Annotated in this window: 14 protein-coding genes; 7 read left to right on the top strand and 7 right to left on the bottom strand. The window is 57.0% G+C overall.

Annotated elements, in window-relative coordinates; translation table 11 throughout:
- The first annotated feature begins 199 nt into the window (after positions 1-199).
- Positions 200-667, top strand: a complete 468-nt coding sequence (locus PVT68_RS15270; RefSeq protein ID WP_280319474.1) for a hypothetical protein — start codon at positions 200-202, stop codon at positions 665-667.
- On the opposite strand, the gene PVT68_RS15275 is transcribed toward PVT68_RS15270, so the two are convergent.
- The 4 genes from PVT68_RS15275 to PVT68_RS15290 form a co-directional block, all read right to left on the bottom strand.
- Positions 668-3,283, bottom strand: coding sequence for a protein kinase domain-containing protein (locus PVT68_RS15275; protein ID WP_280319476.1), 2,616 nt, complete (start codon positions 3,281-3,283; stop codon positions 668-670).
- A gap of 101 nt (positions 3,284-3,384) precedes the next feature.
- A complete protein-coding gene (locus PVT68_RS15280; RefSeq protein WP_280319478.1) occupies positions 3,385-6,042 on the bottom strand; it encodes a serine/threonine-protein kinase in 2,658 nt (885 codons plus the stop codon).
- An 81-nt stretch (positions 6,043-6,123) separates the two neighbouring features.
- The gene (locus tag PVT68_RS15285; protein WP_280319480.1) at positions 6,124-7,122 is read right to left on the bottom strand and encodes an FHA domain-containing protein; all 999 of its coding nucleotides are present in this window, start codon (positions 7,120-7,122) and stop codon (positions 6,124-6,126) included.
- Between the two features lie 428 nt (positions 7,123-7,550).
- A complete protein-coding gene (locus tag PVT68_RS15290; protein WP_280322539.1) occupies positions 7,551-8,078 on the bottom strand; it encodes a MarR family winged helix-turn-helix transcriptional regulator in 528 nt (175 codons plus the stop codon).
- Positions 8,079-8,554: 476 nt separating this feature from the next.
- Between PVT68_RS15290 and ectA the strand changes: the two genes are divergently transcribed.
- The 6 genes from ectA (at position 8,555) to PVT68_RS15320 (ending at position 15,058) form a co-directional block, all read left to right on the top strand.
- Positions 8,555-9,166, top strand: coding sequence for a diaminobutyrate acetyltransferase (ectA, locus tag PVT68_RS15295; RefSeq protein WP_280319482.1), 612 nt, complete (start codon positions 8,555-8,557; stop codon positions 9,164-9,166).
- 83 nt (positions 9,167-9,249) lie between these two features.
- The gene (ectB, locus tag PVT68_RS15300) at positions 9,250-10,584 is read left to right on the top strand and encodes a diaminobutyrate--2-oxoglutarate transaminase (protein ID WP_280319484.1); all 1,335 of its coding nucleotides are present in this window, start codon (positions 9,250-9,252) and stop codon (positions 10,582-10,584) included.
- Between the two features lie 51 nt (positions 10,585-10,635).
- Entirely contained in the window at positions 10,636-11,040 is a 405-nt protein-coding gene (locus tag PVT68_RS15305) for an ectoine synthase (RefSeq protein WP_280319486.1), read from the top strand.
- A complete protein-coding gene (locus PVT68_RS15310) occupies positions 11,027-12,589 on the top strand; it encodes an aspartate kinase (RefSeq protein ID WP_407666102.1) in 1,563 nt (520 codons plus the stop codon). Before PVT68_RS15305 ends, PVT68_RS15310 begins: the two co-directional genes overlap by 14 nt.
- Positions 12,589-13,578, top strand: coding sequence for a tetratricopeptide repeat protein (locus PVT68_RS15315; RefSeq protein WP_407666103.1), 990 nt, complete (start codon positions 12,589-12,591; stop codon positions 13,576-13,578). Before PVT68_RS15310 ends, PVT68_RS15315 begins: the two co-directional genes overlap by 1 nt.
- A 61-nt stretch (positions 13,579-13,639) precedes the next feature.
- Positions 13,640-15,058, top strand: a complete 1,419-nt coding sequence (locus PVT68_RS15320; RefSeq protein WP_280319490.1) for a sodium/proline symporter — start codon at positions 13,640-13,642, stop codon at positions 15,056-15,058.
- Between the two features lie 293 nt (positions 15,059-15,351).
- Here the strand turns inward: PVT68_RS15320 and PVT68_RS15325 are convergent, their stop codons facing one another.
- From PVT68_RS15325 to PVT68_RS15335, 3 genes are all read right to left on the bottom strand, one after another.
- Positions 15,352-15,918, bottom strand: coding sequence for a YceI family protein (locus PVT68_RS15325; protein ID WP_280319491.1), 567 nt, complete (start codon positions 15,916-15,918; stop codon positions 15,352-15,354).
- 104 nt (positions 15,919-16,022) lie between these two features.
- Positions 16,023-16,580 carry a cytochrome b gene (locus PVT68_RS15330; protein WP_280319493.1) on the bottom strand — a complete coding sequence of 186 codons (558 nt, stop codon included), beginning with the start codon at positions 16,578-16,580 and terminating at the stop codon, positions 16,023-16,025.
- A 187-nt stretch (positions 16,581-16,767) separates the two neighbouring features.
- Positions 16,768-17,469, bottom strand: coding sequence for a hypothetical protein (locus PVT68_RS15335; RefSeq protein WP_280319494.1), 702 nt, complete (start codon positions 17,467-17,469; stop codon positions 16,768-16,770).
- Positions 17,470-17,497: the final 28 nt, after the last annotated feature.

The raw sequence follows: 17,497 nt of genomic DNA on the forward strand, positions 1-17,497 counted from the left end.
TGCCGGTTTTTTTTGTCAAAATGTGATGGAATTCCGCTTGCGCCTTGTTTTATTCTCTTGGCGCATTTGGCGAGCAACTGTGGTTTATATCGCCAAATTTGCGGGCTGGCGGGGGGAATAATCTGGCCGGCCCATTCACCCAAACCGCCCTGCGAGGTATTCAGGGAACAAAAACAGATAAATTTCCGGGAGTGGAAAAATGACAGAAGCAGCCGAACTTGTTGAATCCATTATTGTGGTGCCAGCCAAAGGTGACGTCACCGCGAACTTTTCTCTGGAGCCTACCGGCGCAGACCAGCTATGGATCCTGAAAGACGCGAATGCCACTGAAGTGGACACCATTCGTGTTCAGTTTGCGGGAGTGAAGGACGGTGGCACCGAGCAGTCCGGCAAGGTCACACTTATGATAACCCTGACTAATACGGATCTGGTTTTTGCCAAGCTTTCCGGAAATATCGATGGTATGAAGACCTACGATGACCAAAATGATGGGCTGGGTGCGATCCAGAGTTGTCAAGTGAAAGACAAGCAGCCGCAGGTGCTAGAAATTGACCTTAAGGCCAATAAACAGTCCTCTAATGGGTTTTCCTTTAAATGGGTTGCTGAGGATGTCGATGGTAACCAAGTGGAGTCTGCCGACCCGGATGCCCGCTTCGATCCGCTGTGATTAGTTACATATAGAGGTTTTGACCGATTCGGTTACCTCAGGCTGGGTACAGAGATTTCGATATATGGGTAACTGGAACCATTCTGTACTCATGCCCTGTTCAAGTAACTCTGAAATATAGAGACTTGCTGAGCGCCATTCAGCTGCCAATGTGTAAACTTGAGTAGCCGCATGCTTAATATCGGTGTCTTCTGAAGAGGCCCGTAGTAGTTGGGTTATAAGTTTAATGGATTCGGAAGCTGCCCCGGTATTTGCAAGTGCCAGTGCTCGGTAACGTAGGAGTTCAGGGTTATCAGTTCCCTCGGTCAATTTTAGGACCATGGAAAATTCAGTTTCGGCTGCGTGCTGGTCTCCTAGTGCTAAATGAACTTCCGCCAGCTGACCAATTGTGGGTACATCATCAGGGACGATTTGCAGTACTTTCTTGAATTCAGTGAGCGCTGCATGGTGATTTTGGCGAAGAAAATACGCTACCCCAAGGTTGGATATAGTGCGCCAACTGCGTAATTTTTCTGGAATGGCTGTGATTGCTGCTTCAGCGTTGTCTAGGTTTCCCAGTTCTAGTTCAATCACTCCGAGGGCGGAATAGGAAGACCAATGATTGGGGTATGTCATAGTAACCTGGTTTAACGTGTTTCTAGAAGCTTCATATCGTCCCATTGCCCCCTGTGATATTGCTGCTAGGTAAAGTGGGGCCGCGGATGGGTTTAACCTGTTAGCGTCTAATGCTTCTCGTAGAGCTTCTGTAAATTTACTCTTTCTGTAAAGGTGAAGGGCAAGCTCATACTTTAGTTCTGCTGCAGGAATATCCATTTTTTTGAGCTCAGTCATCAGTTGCTGATATTGCTCGGTGTAATTACCCAAACCATATATAAAGAGCTTCAACCGTACTAAATTCGCTTCGGAGATTCCTTGGTTTTGTCCCATTTCGAGAGCGCGAAGAGCGATTTCAAGGTGGTTGGTTGAGCCGTCGATTACGAAAAGTCGCGCAGCTACATCCGTCAGCCCCTGGTAGATATAAACATTTTGAGGGTATCGGGCGGCGAGCGACGTCAGATCCGTCAGGTCTGTGTATGTAAGCTCTTTTGCTTCCAGTCGGCTGAGGATATCAAGGTACCTACTGTAGTCGCCGTCGGACATCGTAAGCAATTTGAGCTCCTCTCGTTGGTAGGGGGCGTCAAATAGCTGGATAGCGTCGTTATTGATGCGGAATTGTGCTTCCTGTCTCTTTTCAGACAAAAATACAAAGCTTAATTGTTGTTTTATTTGTTCGTTCTTTGGGCTAATACGTTGTAGCTCAACTTCGCATCGGACTTGCACGCATTCCAGTCGTGCAAACAGTGCATCGGTCACTCCTTTGTCCTGCAACGCCTGCAGCTGCGCCTCAAAATCCTGCCCCGCCTTCGGCTCAAAGCTCACCAGCGCGCTTGCCTTCAGCTGCGAAACCGAATTCATCAGCGCCTGGCGCACCATGGTCCTGGTCAGCGCCTTGGCATTTTCCTCCCCGCGGATTTCCCCGTTAATTTGCACCGGCATCACCGCAATATACTGCGGTTCCAGCCGGGTAAATTCCTTCCAGCCCCAGTAACCGCCCGCACCCACAACCAGCGCGGCGGCGATGCCCGCTAGCACCCGCTGCCAGCGGCGGCGGTTTTTGTCTTTCTGACGGGTGAACAGGTCGGTGAGGGTCGCAGTGAATTCTTCGCTGTCGCTTTCCAGACCCTGTTTATGCAGCAACTCAAAGCCCTGGTACACAAGCTGCGCGCTCTGCGGGCGCTGGGCGGGATCTTTGGCCAGCAGTTTGTCCAGCAGGATGGCGAGTGGCTCGGGAATCTCCGCCCACGCCTGTTGCGGCGGGGTGTGGGGTTCGTTGGTGATGCGGTTGGCCATGGCCAGGGCACCGGCGTCATGCTTGTCAAACGGGCGGCTGCCGCACAGCAGTTCATAGGCAATGGTGCCGAGGCTGAACAGGTCGCTGCGGGCATCCAGAGTTTTGCCGAGGATCTGCTCCGGCGACATGGCGGTGATAGTGCCCGCCAGCTGGTTTTCCGCCGTAAGGGTTTTTTCATCCAGCTGCAGGGATTTGGCGATGCCGAAATCGGTGATCTTGGCAGTGAGTTTGCCGCTGGCGCTGGTAGTGATGAGGATATTGTCGGACTTGAGGTCGCGGTGAATGATGCCGAGGTCGTGGGCCTGCTGCAGGCCCTGGCAGATCTGCATCAGCAGGCTGAGCTTCTGCTGCAGGCTGGGTGTCTGTTCGCGCATCCAGGCACGTAATGTGGTGCCCTCGATATATTCCATCACCAGCGCGATATTGCCGTTCTCTCCCTCTTGAGAGCCGTCCAGCACATCGTGTAGGGCGACGATGTTCGGGTGGTTCAGCTGGGCCAGCAAGCGGGCTTCCTGCTGGATGCGCTCGCGGGCGTTCTGGCTGGCGGCGTCGTCCTTCAGCTTCTTGATCGCCACCTGGCGGTGCAGTTTGAGGTCTTCGGCCAGGTAGACCACGCCCATGCCGCCGGCACCGAGGGTGCTCTGGATACGGTAGCGGTCGCTTTGGGTATCGGTACGGGTACCGGAGCTGATGCTGGGGGCAACCTTGGGGTCTGCGATGTCCATCTGCGCGCGTTCTTTTTGTTAGAGCCTATTTACGCGCCCCGGCCGATACCCCTGGCCCGGGCTTGGGCGAGCCGGGCGGGAATCGCTGCGGGCGGGGCCCGTTACAGATTCGCGCTGGTCTCGCGGTGGCTGGCAATCTGGGAATTGCCCGCCTGGTCTTCGCTTCCTGCGTTGTTGCAGAGCCCCGGGTATTGCTGCCGGAGGTCGTTGAACGCGGGAATGTTGCAGATTTTGACAAACCGCGCGGTGCAATACCAGATGGGAGAGATACCTTGTTCCAGGGTTTTGCGGATATGGGCCTTGGCGGAGAGCAGGTCGCCGGTGGTGATGTACACCTGGGCGCGGGCGTAATTGGTGTAGAGATCGTCCGGGGCGTCGCGGCGGATCTTGAGCAGGTTCTCCACCGCCTTTTCCGCTTCGCCCAGTTCCGCGTAGGCGCGGGCCTGCATCAGCAGCCCTTCCCAGTCGGTGCGATCATGGGTGATGTGTAGTGCGCGGCGCGCGAATTCCAGGGCCTTGTTGGGCTGCTGTTGCTCGCGGGCAATTTCCGCCCGGTACAGCAGCGGGTCGGCGTCTTTGGGGGCGAGGCTGGATACCCGTGCAAAGCAGCTCTGGGATTGTGTGTACTGCTTTTCGATGTAGTAGGCGAGGCACAGGTTGTAGGTGTCCATGGGGCCGATGCGGTCGAGACCCGCTTCGCTCAGCAGGCGGATGGTCTCTTCGGCATTGCCGGCATCCAGCATGTTTGCGGCCAGCAGGGAGACCGCGTCGATGCCATCGCTATTCAGCGCAATGGCCTGCTTCAGCACCTGGTTTGCCGCGTCCATGTCACCGCTGATGGTGAGGGTCAGGGCCTTGTGGTCCAGGTAGGCGTAGCTGGTGCGCAGTGCCAGGGCGCTGTCGATATGGGCCAGGGCCTGGGGGTAATCACCGCGGTGGTGGTGGTAGATGGCGCTCAGGTGGTGGTAGCTGGCCTTGTCCGGCAGTGTCAGCTTGAGGCGCGCCAGCAGGGCTTCGGCGCGGCCCGGGTCGTTGCGCAGGATCGCCAGGCGCAGTTCGCTGATCAGCAGTTCCGGCTGATTGTTGAGGCGCGCGGGGGCTTTGTACAGCAGGTCGGCGAGGCGTGCGTCGGCTTCCGCGGCTCTGGTGTTGAACTCGTGGTCGATGACCATTTCCGTGTAGAGCTCATACAGGGGAGCGAAGGCGCTGGCCCGCTGCTGCAGGGCATCCAGCTGGTCGAGCAGTTCGCCGAGGTTCAGGTAATCGGTGCGCCGGTCGTAGATTTCCAGATAGGTGAGGTAATCCTCGGCACTGATGTTTGAGGCCTGGTGACTTTCCCGGGGAGGGAAGGCTTCCAGCAGGTTGTCGATCTGGTACAGGGTGCGGGCGCGGCTCTCGAGCCCTTCCTCCAGTGACAGGCGGGTGCTGCGGCTGTCGATCACCGCGAGGGTATCGCTGTCCAGCAGTTCCAGCGACAGCTCGCAGCTGCGGCTGTCGCAGTCGATGGCGGGGATCAGCAGCAGGTCCGCATTCAGGGATTTGGCCTGGGTGGCCAGCGGCAGGCCGCTCAGTTTGTGGGACTCCGCATAGGAAATCAGGTACAGGCCTTCACGCGCGGACAGTCCCTGCTTGAGGGCGCTCAGGACATTGCTGGTGAGCAGCTGCCGGTTGCGGCTGTCGGGGGTTTCCGGTTGTGCGGCGGGTGTCGTGGTGTCCAGTACGGCAATGTATTTGCCCTGCGCCGGCTGTATGGGAGTGCCGCCGGGGTTGTTGAGCAGCAGCGCGGCGACGCCCAGTACACAGACTGCCACCGCAGCGATGGCGCTGCGCCGCCACCAGTTAACTGCGGGCTTGCGGTGCTGAAAAAAACTTTCCGCGGTTACGGTTGCGGTAATGCTGTGGGTGCGGGTAAAGCTGGTGGTGTTGCCGCGCATCTGCATCAGCAGGGTTTCCAACTCCGCGGCCACCGTGGCGGCGTTGAGCGGGCGTTGCTCCGGTGTTTTCGCCAGCAGCTGATCCAGCAGCTGGCACAGGGACTGCGGCAGTTCCGGCGCCAGTCGCGCTGCCGGTGGATGCGGGCTTTTTACGATGCGGTCGACAACCACATAGGGGCTGTTGTTTTCCCCGAATGGATTTTGTCCACACAGCAACCGATACGCGAGTACCCCGAGGGCGAACAGGTCGCTGCGGTTGTCCAGGGGTTTGCCCTGGGCCTGTTCCGGCGACATGGTCCCCCAGCTTCCGGCCACATGCTGCTCGCGGGTCAGGTCGCTGTCTTCGTTCCAGTGCTTGGCGATGCCGAAATCGGTGATTTTTACCGTGCCGTTGCTGTCGACCAGGATATTTTCCGCTTTGAGGTCCCGGTGAATGATGCCGGCACCGTGCGCGCGGATGAGGCCGGCACAGATCTGTTTCAGCAGCTGCAGTTTCTGCTCCAGATCCGGGGCGTGTTCCTTTTGCCAGCGCTCAAGATTGCAGCCGTCGACGTACTCCATCACCAGGGCGATATCGTGCTCACTTTCGACAACGTCGTACAGCTGGACAATATTGTTGTGATTGAGTTGCGCGAGCAGCAATGCCTCGCGGCGGATACGCTCGCCGGCGTTACTGCTGTTCGGGTTGCGGAGGAGTTTTTTGATGGCCACCTGGCGGTTGAGGCGTTCATCGGTGGCGAGATAGACCACGCCCATACCACCGGACCCGAGTCTGGCGGTAGCGCGGTAGCGGCCGATGTAGAAAGGTAGTTGCTCAGCGTGCATGTATTCGACAGCGGTAAATCAATCGCGGGTTAACCGCTGGCCCTGGTTTTTGTGCCGCTTCCTGCAGGCGAAGGTTGCAAGTCAGACCGGCTCTGCTGGTACGGGGTATTCGCCGGTGGTGGCTTCCAGTTGTTCTTTCTGTGACCCCTTGAAGATATCCAGCTGATTACAGCCCAGGCGCATTTCGTAAGAGCGGCGCTCTACCAGGCGCGAGGTGTCGATCGCATCCGGCAGGCTATCGGCGATCTGTTTGCGGGCGCGGAATATCTGGGTGTTGAGGTGGTTTACGTTGATGCCCAGTTCGCGGATTGCCAGGTCCACGGCCACCCAGCCCTGGTCACTGGGGGCGACACCGCGTTGAATGTCCCGGATGCGGGCGCGGGCCAGATACACCAGCAGGCAGTTGTGGGTGCGTGCGGGCAGGTCCAGTTTCATCGCGTCTTTGGCCAGTTGCAGCTGCACGTGTTCTTCGTGGTGGCTGACAGTAAAGCGCAGGCGAAAGTCGGAGATACACAGGCTTTTGAGCGAGAGTTCGGTGGTGGTGCTCTGGCTGTTGCCGAGAAACAGCTGCCAGCTGCTGTGGGCACAGTCGATGCGGTTGCCGTGCATGACGACCTTGGCACTTTTCCCGTGTTCGCTATCGTCCAGTAACTCGTAAATCCAGACCCCGTTGACGGGATTGAAATGCAGGCTGGCGATGGGATCGTGTTCGTCGGGCAGCAGGTGGTAGGACTCCAGCACCTGGCTATCACCGGTGTGGATATCGATCAGCAGGTTTTCCGGCGGGTCCAGGTTTTCTACCTTCCACTCCGGATTGATGGCGCGGCCAAAGGTAAGCCGGTCGCCCTGTTGCAATTGCTGGTTTTTTGCCGGAATCAGTTGCTGGCCATTCACCCAGGTGCCGTTGCGGCTGAGGTCGCGGATGACCCAGTGGCTGCCGGTCCATTGAATGGCGGCGTGGATGCCGGAAATTTCCGGCAGCGTGATGCGTGTGTCGGCAACGCCCTGGCGGCGGCCAATGGTGTGGTGCGCCATCAGATAGACAGGTTGATCCCGATCAGGATGCTGCAAGCAGGCCATGTAAAGTCCCTTCCCCAAATAAACCCCGCCCCGCGAGCCTGGCAGCGGGCGCTGCCAGTAGTGCGCGGGTGCAGTAATTATCAAGACAGGGCGGCCGGGCTGCCTCTTGCCGGGCACAGCCATGTGCGCGGCAGTGCACCAGGAAATCATCTTGTACGTGATTTCTGGCCGGGCCAAATTTTTTCGCCGGGGCGCGTTGCAGGATTCGAGTGGCTACTACGATTGCTCGTCGGGCAGTGTGCGCCACTTCTCATTTTTCATCGCTGCAACAGAGTTGCGCGCCTCTGTCTTGAGTCAGTGTCTGCTAACCAGTAGGTGAGCGTCCACTTTGGTGTTGTTGCCACCATTTATACCCGACTGCGCATTGAATGCAACGACTGAATGCGATTTGTTGTCATTTGGAGCAAAGATTGCGCGGGTGCCCGGGATTACTCTTCTTCGCCCTCATTTTGGGCGTCTTCCTGCTCCGGGAGTTTGCGGCTGTCCTTACGGTCCAGGTCGCCCACGTCCAGTACCGGCGAGGCGTCGATGTGCTCCGCATCCATCATCAGTGCCACCCGCTGCAGGGAGGAAATGATCATCGACTGCTCCCACGCCCTCAGATCACGGAACTGTTTGACGAAATGCTCCTGTAGGGGGGTCGGTGCATCGCGAATGATCTCTGCACCCTTGTCGGTGAGGTAGGCGTGTACCTTGCGCTTGTCTTCGGCGGAGCGCTCCCGGTACACCAGTCCGCGTTTCTCCAGACGATCGAGAATGGTGGTTACCGTGGCCTGACTGAGGCTGATTTCCTTTGCCAGGGCGCCGATGGTGACCTGCCCCTGTTCGCGGATGGCCTGCAGCAGTAACAGCTGGGGTGCGGTCAGCCCCGCGGTCTTTACCAGCTGTTTGGAGTGCAGGTCGGTGGCGCGGATCAGGCGGCGCAGGGTGATCAATACTTCTTCAATTTTATCCATCAGCGGCAGGCTCTCGAGTTCGCGGCGGCTTAATTGTCCGCGCCCGACTTTAGGTGCTGAGCCGCTTTTGTCAATTGTGGCTCCGCCCGGCGCCCCCCGGTAGGGGGATTTTGAGTGACCGGCCTGTTTCTGCGTGGCAGCAGGCGACGTGTTTTGCGGTGCTTGCGGCGGGGGCGTTGCGCGCGCATCGATGCCCTGTGCGCCCCGATGGTTGCTGGGTTCTTCGTGGCTTTCGGCGCCTTCCGGGGTGCTGAAACTGGTTGCATCCTGATCAAATTGCATGCGGCTTGGCCTTGCGCCCTCAATATTCTTTAGAGTACTATGCATTCAAATGTTTAGAGCAGTAAATAATTTTTTGCTCGAAAGGTCAAATTTCAAACATAAATACGTAATTAAGGCGTGATTTATACTTTGTTACGAAAGTTTGATAGAGATCTAACAATTTGATGACTAAATGTGTTGCTCTGGAGGCAGCTTTGAGTGCGACAAGCGAACAGAAAGAAGAAGACTCAATTGATGACAAGGTAAAGCAGGCGCAGCAGGCAGAAGCCCCTAAGGCTCTTGCGCTGGATACCCAGCTGCTGCTGCGCCGCCCGGTCAGTGAAGACGGTGCCGCCGTGCACCGCTTGATCGGCAACTGCCCACCGCTGGATACCAACTCTCTTTACTGCAACCTGCTGCAGGCCAGCCACTTTGCTGCCACCAGTGTGGCCGCGGAGCTGAATGGCGAGCTGGTGGGCTTTATCTCCGGCTATCTCATTCCCGAACGTCCCGACACGCTGTTTGTGTGGCAGGTGGCGGTAGCGGAACAGGGGCGTGGCATGGGCCTTGCCGGGCGTATGTTGCGGGAGATTCTTGCCCGCCCTGCCTGTGCGCAGGTTTCCCACCTCGAAACCACCATCACCCCGGATAACGACGCTTCCTGGGCACTGTTTCGCAGCCTGGCGCGCAAGCTGGACGCCGCTTGTGTCGACTCGGTGATGTTTGACCGCAAACGTCATTTCAACGGCCAGCACGACAGCGAGATGCTGCTGCGCATCGGGCCTTTTGCCGGAATTGCACCGGCTGTGCGCGGTGTCGCCGGCTGAGCGGGTAATGCCGCTCTGTGTATCGAACCGCCGTTTCTGTTTTTTCACGTATTAAAACCAACAACTCAAGAAGGGTTGCCAATATGAAAGTCTTTGATGAGATCGAATCCGAAGTAATGAGTTATGCCCGCGCTTTTCCGCGGGTTTTCAACAAGGCCCAGGGCGAATACCTGTACGACGAAGAGGGCAATCAGTATCTGGATTTCCTCGCCGGTGCCGGCACCCTGAATTACGGCCACAACAATCCGGTATTCAAGCAAGCGCTGCTGGAATATATCCAGCGCGACGGCATCACCCACGGCCTGGATCTGCACACCAAAGCCAAGCGTGAATTCCTGGAAACCTTTTACGAAAAAATCCTGCAGCCACGCGACATGTCGTACGTCATGCAGTTCACTGGCCCTACCGGAACCAACGCGGTAGAAGCGGCGCTGAAAATTGCGCGCAAGTACAAAGGCCGCGAGAACGTGATTTCCTTCACCAATGGTTTCCACGGCTGCAGCCTGGGTGCGCTCTCCGCTACCGGTAACTCGCACCACCGCGGCGCGTCCGGCGTAAGCATGAGCGGTGTTGCGCGCATGCCCTACGACGGCTACCTGGGAGACGACATCGACACCACGGCGTTTCTCGACAAGGTACTGAGTGATTCTTCCAGCGGCATCGACCATCCGGCGGCAGTGCTGGTGGAAACCGTACAGGGTGAGGGCGGTATTAACGCGGCCAGCATCGAATGGCTGCGCAATCTGCAGGACGTGTGCAAAAAACACGACGTACTGTTGATTGTCGACGACATCCAGGCCGGATGTGGCCGTACCGGCAGCTACTTCAGTTTTGAAGAAGCGGGTATCCAGCCTGACATCGTCACCCTGTCCAAGTCCCTCAGTGGTTACGGCCTGCCGTTCGCGGTGGTACTGATGAAGCCGGAGCTGGACCAGTGGAAGCCGGGTGAGCACAACGGTACTTTCCGTGGCAACAATCTGGCCTTCGTCACCGCGACCGCCGCGATCAATCACTACTGGAGTGATGACCGCTTCGCCAAAGAGGTGCAGCGCAAGGGGGACTACATCGAGCAGCGTCTGCAGAAGATTGTCGACCTGTACGGCGACGGCAATATGACTACCCGCGGTCGCGGTATGTTCCGCGGTCTCAATTGTGTCAGCGGTGAGCTCGCCGACAAAATCACGACGGAAGCCTTCCGCAACGGTCTGGTTATCGAAACCAGTGGCGCTGACGATCACGTAGTGAAAACCCTGTGCCCGCTCACGATCAGTGATGAAAACCTCACCAGGGCACTGGATATCGTCGAGGCGGCGGTGGCCAAAGTGCTGAAAGGTAGCGAAGTACCGGAAGAGTACGACTTTTTCGCCGACGACAATGTCGCGGTGCCGGGAAAAAATACCCTGGCCGGTGCGGCCTGATTTTTTCCATACCTTAAGCAATAAATAAAATTATCTGAAACGAGTTGAGTAATGATTGTAAGAAGTCTGCAAGAAGCCGAAAAAACCGATCGCCGTATTGTTTCCGAGGGCTGGGAGAGCACCCGCCTGTTGCTGAAAAACGACAACATGGGTTTTTCCTTCCACATCACTACGATCTATGAAGGTGCGGATTTGCACCTGCATTACCAGAACCACCTGGAATCCGTGTACTGCATCTCCGGCGAGGGTTCGGTCATGGCAGAAACCGACGGCGTGGTGCATGAAATCACTCCGGGGACTATCTACATCCTGGATAAAAACGACAAGCACGTACTGAAAGCCAAGTCCGAAATGAAAATGGCCTGCGTATTCAATCCGCCTCTGCACGGCAAGGAAGTGCACAACGCTGACGGCGCCTACGAGCTGGATGCGGAAGAGGTGAATGACGAAAAATAAGCCTGCCATGTATAACAAAGCGGCGGATTTCTGGGGTGCCAGCCGCGACTATTTTGCTGGTGCCTCACGCCTGAAAGTGGAAAACGGTCAACGCAGGGATTCCATGAATACTCATACGGTAGAAAAAATTGGCGGTACGTCCATGAGTGACTACCGCGCAGTACGCGATAACATCATTCTGAAAAATGGCAGGGCGAAGGCAGAAGGCTTGTACCGGCGAGTTTTCGTGGTTTCTGCCTATGGTGGCATTACCGATATGCTGCTGGAACACAAAAAATCCGGGCGCCCAGGCGTGTTCGCCCTGTTCGCTGGCGCGGATGACGAGCGCGAGTGGTCGGATGCGGTCGCCGGGCTGCGCAGCCGCATGCAGGAGATCAACGCCGGGTTGTTTACGGATCAGGTGACACTGGCCAAGGCCAACGGCTTTATCGGTGAGCGCCTGGACGACGCAGCCAATTGCCTGGCCGATCTCGAGCGGGTGTGCCAGCACGGACATTTCGCCCTGGAGGGGCATCTGGATGTGGTGAGTGAAATGCTTGCCAGTCTGGGGGAAGTACACAGTGCCTGGAATACCGTGCAGTTGCTGAAGCAGGAAGGGATCAACGCCCGCTTTATCGACCTGACAGGCTGGCGCGATGGTGAACACATGACCCTGGACGAGCGGATCCAGCGCGCGTTTGCGGATGTGGATTTCGAAACCGAGCTGCCCATCGCCACCGGCTATGCGCACACCGCCGATGGCCTGATGAAAACCTTTGCGCGCGGATACAGTGAAATGACCTTCAGTCGCATCGCTGTTCTGACCGGCGCCAGTGAAGCGATTATTCACAAGGAATATCACCTGAGCAGTGCGGATCCGCGCCTTGTGGGTGAGGAGCAGGCGGTCCCCATTGGTCGCACCAATTACGATGTGGCGGATCAGCTGGCGAACCTGGGGATGGAAGCGATTCACCCGCGCGCTGCCAAGGGACTGCGGCAGAAACAGATTCCTCTGCGGGTAATGAATACCTTTGAGCCGGAACACCGCGGTACTCTGGTAACCGGCGATTATGTAAGCGACACACCGCAGGTGGAAATCATCGCGGGGCGTAAAAACATCTATGCTGTTGAATGTTTCGATCAGGACATGATGGGCAGCATGACCAGTTACGACCGGGCGATCAATGAGACCATCGCGCGCTTCAAGGGCAGCGTGGTGACCAAGGATACCAACGCCAATACCATCACCCACTATCTGGGTAGCAACCTGAAAACCGTCAAGCGGATCAAAAGCGCGATCAATGAGCGCTTTCCGGATTGCGATATACAGGTGCGCAAAGTGGCTGTGGTTTCGGCCATCGGCAGCGACATGAAAACCTCCGGCATGCTGTCGCGCGCGGTCAGCGCACTGGCCAGCTCTGGCATCAGTATTCTCGCGGTGCACCAGTCCATGCGACAGGTCGACATGCAATTCGTGGTCGACGAAAGCGACTATGAAAATGCCGTCAAAAGTCTCCACGCCGCACTGGTCGAAGTGCACGAGCACGGCGAAGCCATATGCGCAGCGTGATGTCTCGTTTGAAGTTCTCACTGCCGTCAGCATTGCTGGCGGCAGTGTTGTTTGTAGCCCTGCTTTTCCCTGCCGAGCGCCTGTTGGCTCAGGACTCGAAAGATGTGCCACCGCCAGTGGTGACCCAGAAAGAAAAGGCGGAAACGCAGCAGAAAGTACAGGAACTGGAGCAAGCGGCGCAGGCTGTGGACAAGCTGGACAAGGCGCTGTACTCGCCATTTATTGAGCGCTATGTGCTGGATGAGCTGAAACAACTGCGAGTGGATATGGCCGCGCAGAAGGTTTCCCTCACCGAGAATATTGTCGACCGTCAGTTGAGTGCCGCGGACAAGGCGATTACCTACGCCACCGATACCATCACCTATTTCTTTTACCTGATCGCGGGCTTCAGTTCCCTGCTGGTGATCATGGGTTGGACGTCCATCCGCGACGTAAAGGAAAAAGTGCACACCCTGGCCAATCAGGAAATTTCCAGCCTGGTGGAACAATACGAAGAACGCCTGCGCAGCATTGAAGAACAGTTGTCGGAAAAAACCCAGCATATCGAACACAACCGCGACGAGATCGAACTCACCCAGGAAATCCATTCCCTGTGGCTGCGCGCCGGTCGTGAACAGACACCCACGGGCAAAATTGCTGTTTACGACCAGATACTCAAATTGCGCAAGGACGACGGTGAGGCCCTGACCTACAAGGCGGATGCCGTGCTCGAACTGGACGAACCCCAGTGGGCCATCAACCTCTGCCTGCAGGCATTGCAGATCGACAGCCAGAACGGCAATGCCTATTACCAGCTCGCCTGCGCTTATGCCTATCTCGAACAGTGGGAGGATTCCATCAGCTATTTACAGAAGGCGCTGGATATTTCCCCCGCGTATCGGGATGAAGCGCTGGAAGACTCCGCATTTGACCGCTTGTACGAACGCGCGGAGTTTTCCGAGTTAATGGGGATTCAACCGGATAAGGGGAAGCCGCAAGTCCCTGAATAGATCGCGTTGATGTATACAAATTGAATAAAAAATATAAAAAATTCATTGGAGGGGAGTGACCATGCTGCTCAGTTTTCTGTTTTTTCTTACCCTGTTTGCCGCAGTGGGCATCAGTTCATACCGGAAAAGTCGCGGTACCAAAAAGGACTACTACCTGGCGAGCCAGGATATATCCCCAATGCTCGTGGGCCTTTCCGCGGTAGCCACCAATAACAGCGGCTATATGTTTATCGGCGTGATCGGTTACACCTACGCCACTGGCCTTGCGTCTATCTGGTTGATGCTGGGATGGATTCTGGGGGATTTCCTCGGTTCCCTGTGGATGCACAAAAACCTGCGTGAAGCGGCAAAGCGTAGCGGCGAATCCAGTTACGCTGGTGTGCTAGCCTGCTGGCAAGGTGGCCGCTTTGGCAACTGGCAAAAGCTCGCGGGGCTTCTCTCTCTTTTATTCCTACTGGCTTACGCCAGTGCGCAGCTGGTCGCCGGCGGCAAGGCGCTGTATGTGGTGCTGGACCTTCCGCAATGGAGTGGCGCGGTGATCGGCGGTGTTATTGTTGCGGCATACTGTCTTGCCGGCGGTATCCGCGCGTCCATCTGGACAGACGCAGCCCAGTCGCTGGTGATGGTGGTGGCGATGGGCACACTGCTGTTTGTGGCGACGCAATCCGTGGGCGGTCTCTCTGCGGCGTGGCAGAAAATGGGGCAGGTGGAGGGGTTCCTTAACTGGTATCCGCAGGATCTGTTGTTGCCGGGATTGGCGGGCGGAGTTCTGTTTGCCCTGAGCTGGCTGTTTGCGGGTATTTCGGTGGTCGGCCAGCCCCATGTGATGGTGCGGTTTATGGCCCTGAACGATGCTGGCCGCATGGTGCAGGCACGCTGCTGGTATTACCTGTGGTTTACGATTTTTTATTTTATGGCCACTGGCGTGGGCATGTTGTCGCGGATTCTGCTGAATGCTTCGGGTTCTTTTGATGCGGAGCTGGCGTTGCCGATGATGGCGATGGAGCTGTTGTCGCCGGTAATGGTGGGGCTGATTCTCGCCGGTATTTTTGCCGCAACCATGTCGACGGCGGACTCTCTCGTGCTCAGCTGCTCCGCCGCACTGACGCACGACCTGCTGCCCCAGCGCGTAGAAAGCACGCGCCTGCTGAAGATCGCGACCCTTGGTATTACCACCGCGGCGGTGGCCTGGGCACTGTTGAACAAGCAGAGTGTGTTCAGTCTGGTGGTCATGAGCTGGTCTGCTCTGGCTTCGGCCTTTGCGCCCCTGCTGATGGTTCTTGCCGCCGGAGGCAAACCCTCACAGAAACTGGCGATTGTCATGAGTGTGCTGGGGCTCGCCACGGCACTGGTGTGGCGTTGGCTTGGGTGGCATGCACATATTTATGAAGGTATGCCGGGGATTTTGATGGGGCTTTTCGTTTTTGTTGTCGGGCGAGTTTTGGAGCGGGACTCGGTTGGTCGTGCTGTTAATGCCTGATATCCACAGCCCCTATCCACAGTCCCGTAAAGCTGACAAAGTAAAAATCTAGAATCGAAGGCAAGGTGCCGGGCATTCCATTTCAGGAGCGTCGGCGACAGGGATGTCGCCGACGCAGCGTACAGGGATGTATTCACAGCGGTCCTGAAAAGGAATGCCCGGTGCTTTGCCGCCACAGTTGCCTGAACAGGGCTCGAACCGCCAACCCCGAACCCAAAAGTAAAGCCCAAAAAACAAGAAACCCGGCACGAAGGCCGGATTTCTTGTCCATCCTGTGAGACGGAAATCAGTAATTACTGACGAATACCTTCCACATCCAGAATCATTTCCACGGTCTGGGATGCCGGGCCCAGGTCGTAGTCGATGCCGAAGTCTTTCAGTTTGAATTCAGTGGTGCCAGTGAAACCCTGGCGGTAGCCGCCCCAGGGATCATTGCCGCCGCCGATTTCGGTCACGTCGATGCTGATCGGCTTGGTGACACCGTGCAGGGTCAGGTCGCCTTTCAGAACCGCTTTGCCATTGCCCTTGGACTCAAAAGCCGTGCTTTTGAACGTGGCGGTCGGGTACTTGGCCACGTCCAGGAAATCCTTGCCGCGCAGGTGCTTGTCGCGCTCTGCGTGGTTGCTGTTCAGGCTGGTGGTGTCCACGGTCACCTCAACGGAGGAAGCTTCCGGCTTGCTTTCGTCGTATACAAAGCTGCCGTCAAACTTGTCGAAACGGCCGTACAGCCAGCTGTAACCCAGGTGCTTGATGCGGAACTGGACAAACGCGTGCGCGCCTTTGGTGTCGAACTTGTATTCGGCAGCCTGGGCCGTCGCGCCGATCAGGGTGGCAAATAACAGAACTGCGAGTTTTTTCATGGTCTCTTCCTGCTTGTTGTGAATCGTTGTTGTGAATTGATGTTGTGAATCGATGTTGTGAATCGATGTTGTTGATCGTGATTTATACGTTGCGGCGGTAGTGCTCAATCGCCTTTGGGGGTGAGCCCAAGCATCTTGCGCAGCGTGGCATCGCGGTTGACGAAGTGATGCTTGAACGCTGCCAGTCCATGGAAAGCCACCAGTCCCATCAGTGTCCAGGCCAGCCACTTGTGAATCGTCCCGGCGATATCCTCCTGATTCTCCAGCCCCTGAAGAGTGGCCGGTACACTGAACCAGTTGAATACCTCAATCTCGCGGCCATCGGCGGTGGAAATCAGGTAGCCGGTAACGGATATGGCGAGCAACAGTAAATAGATCATCCAATGGGCTGCGCCGGCTGCCAACTGCTGCCAGCGGGGGGCGGGTTCCGCTGTCGGGCTGACGTTCAGCCAGCGCCAAAGCAAGCGCGCCAGCAGCAGGATCAAAAGAAGGATGCCCACGGATTTGTGCAGATCCGGCCCCTGACGGTACCAGGGGTCGTAATAGGACAAGCCGCGCATCCACCAGCCCAGGGCGAACATACCGATGATGGCCGGCGCCATCAGCCAGTGGAAAGCGACTGCTACCCAGCCGTAATGGGTTTCGCTGTTGCGGGACTGCACTTGTGCGGAGCCTCCAAAGAAATTCGAAAGGCTGGATTATAAAAAAATTATTTTGCGTGAATAGCGCAAAAAGCCGGAACTATTTTTCGAAAAATTCGTACCGGGGCAAATTGCGAATGGCTATTACAGGCCATGGGTCTGCGCTATGAGCTGCACTATCAGCGGAACGGGCAGACTAACGGGGAGACTATTGGTGAGAAGCGTGTTGGCGCTCGGCCGCGTTCAGAACCTTGCCGAGCAATGTGGGGTCCAGATTGGTGCGACTGCTGAGCTGGCGTGTGAGCCAGTTGAGGTCGTGGCTGGGGGCGGTGTCGGTATCGCCGTTTTCCATTGCCATCTGCTCCAGCTGCCAGATGACATCCAGCAACAGACTGGGCTCCAGAGGTTGATCTTCCTCAATGGAGAACAGTTGATCTTCCAGCTGGTCGAGGTCCCGGCGCTTTACCACCAGCTCCGCGTAATTGGGATACCAGCGGCTGCTGAAGGGCTCGGGGCGCCGGCTGAAGTCAAACGTGATACTCAGGCGGTTGCCGTTGGCGTCTTTCAGTACCGGGGTGTCGTTTTCCTCCGCCGGCAGCGCGGGGCGCTGGCGCAGTATGCCGACGATGGCGCGCCAGTCGCCGCTGTGTTCCGGGCACAGGCGCAGGGGCTGGGTCAGTTCGATATCGGGCTTGTCCGGGTGATCCAAATAAGTGAGCTGCTGGCCGGGGCGGTACCAGTAGAGGTCCAGCCTGTGGTCTTCTGCGAGGCGCGCCAGGTCGTCACTGGTGAGGGGTTCTTCCGACAGGGCGCTCAGGTGGTCCACAGCCTGCTGTACGCTGAGCCAGCGCCGCATATGGAAGGGTTTGCCACCGGATTTATTGCTTTTTCTGCTACCCGCCGTCGCCATTGCTATTCCATGTCCCTGGCTTTTTACC

The sequence above is a fragment of the Microbulbifer bruguierae genome, assembly GCF_029869925.1.
GTDB classification, from domain to species: domain Bacteria; phylum Pseudomonadota; class Gammaproteobacteria; order Pseudomonadales; family Cellvibrionaceae; genus Microbulbifer; species Microbulbifer bruguierae.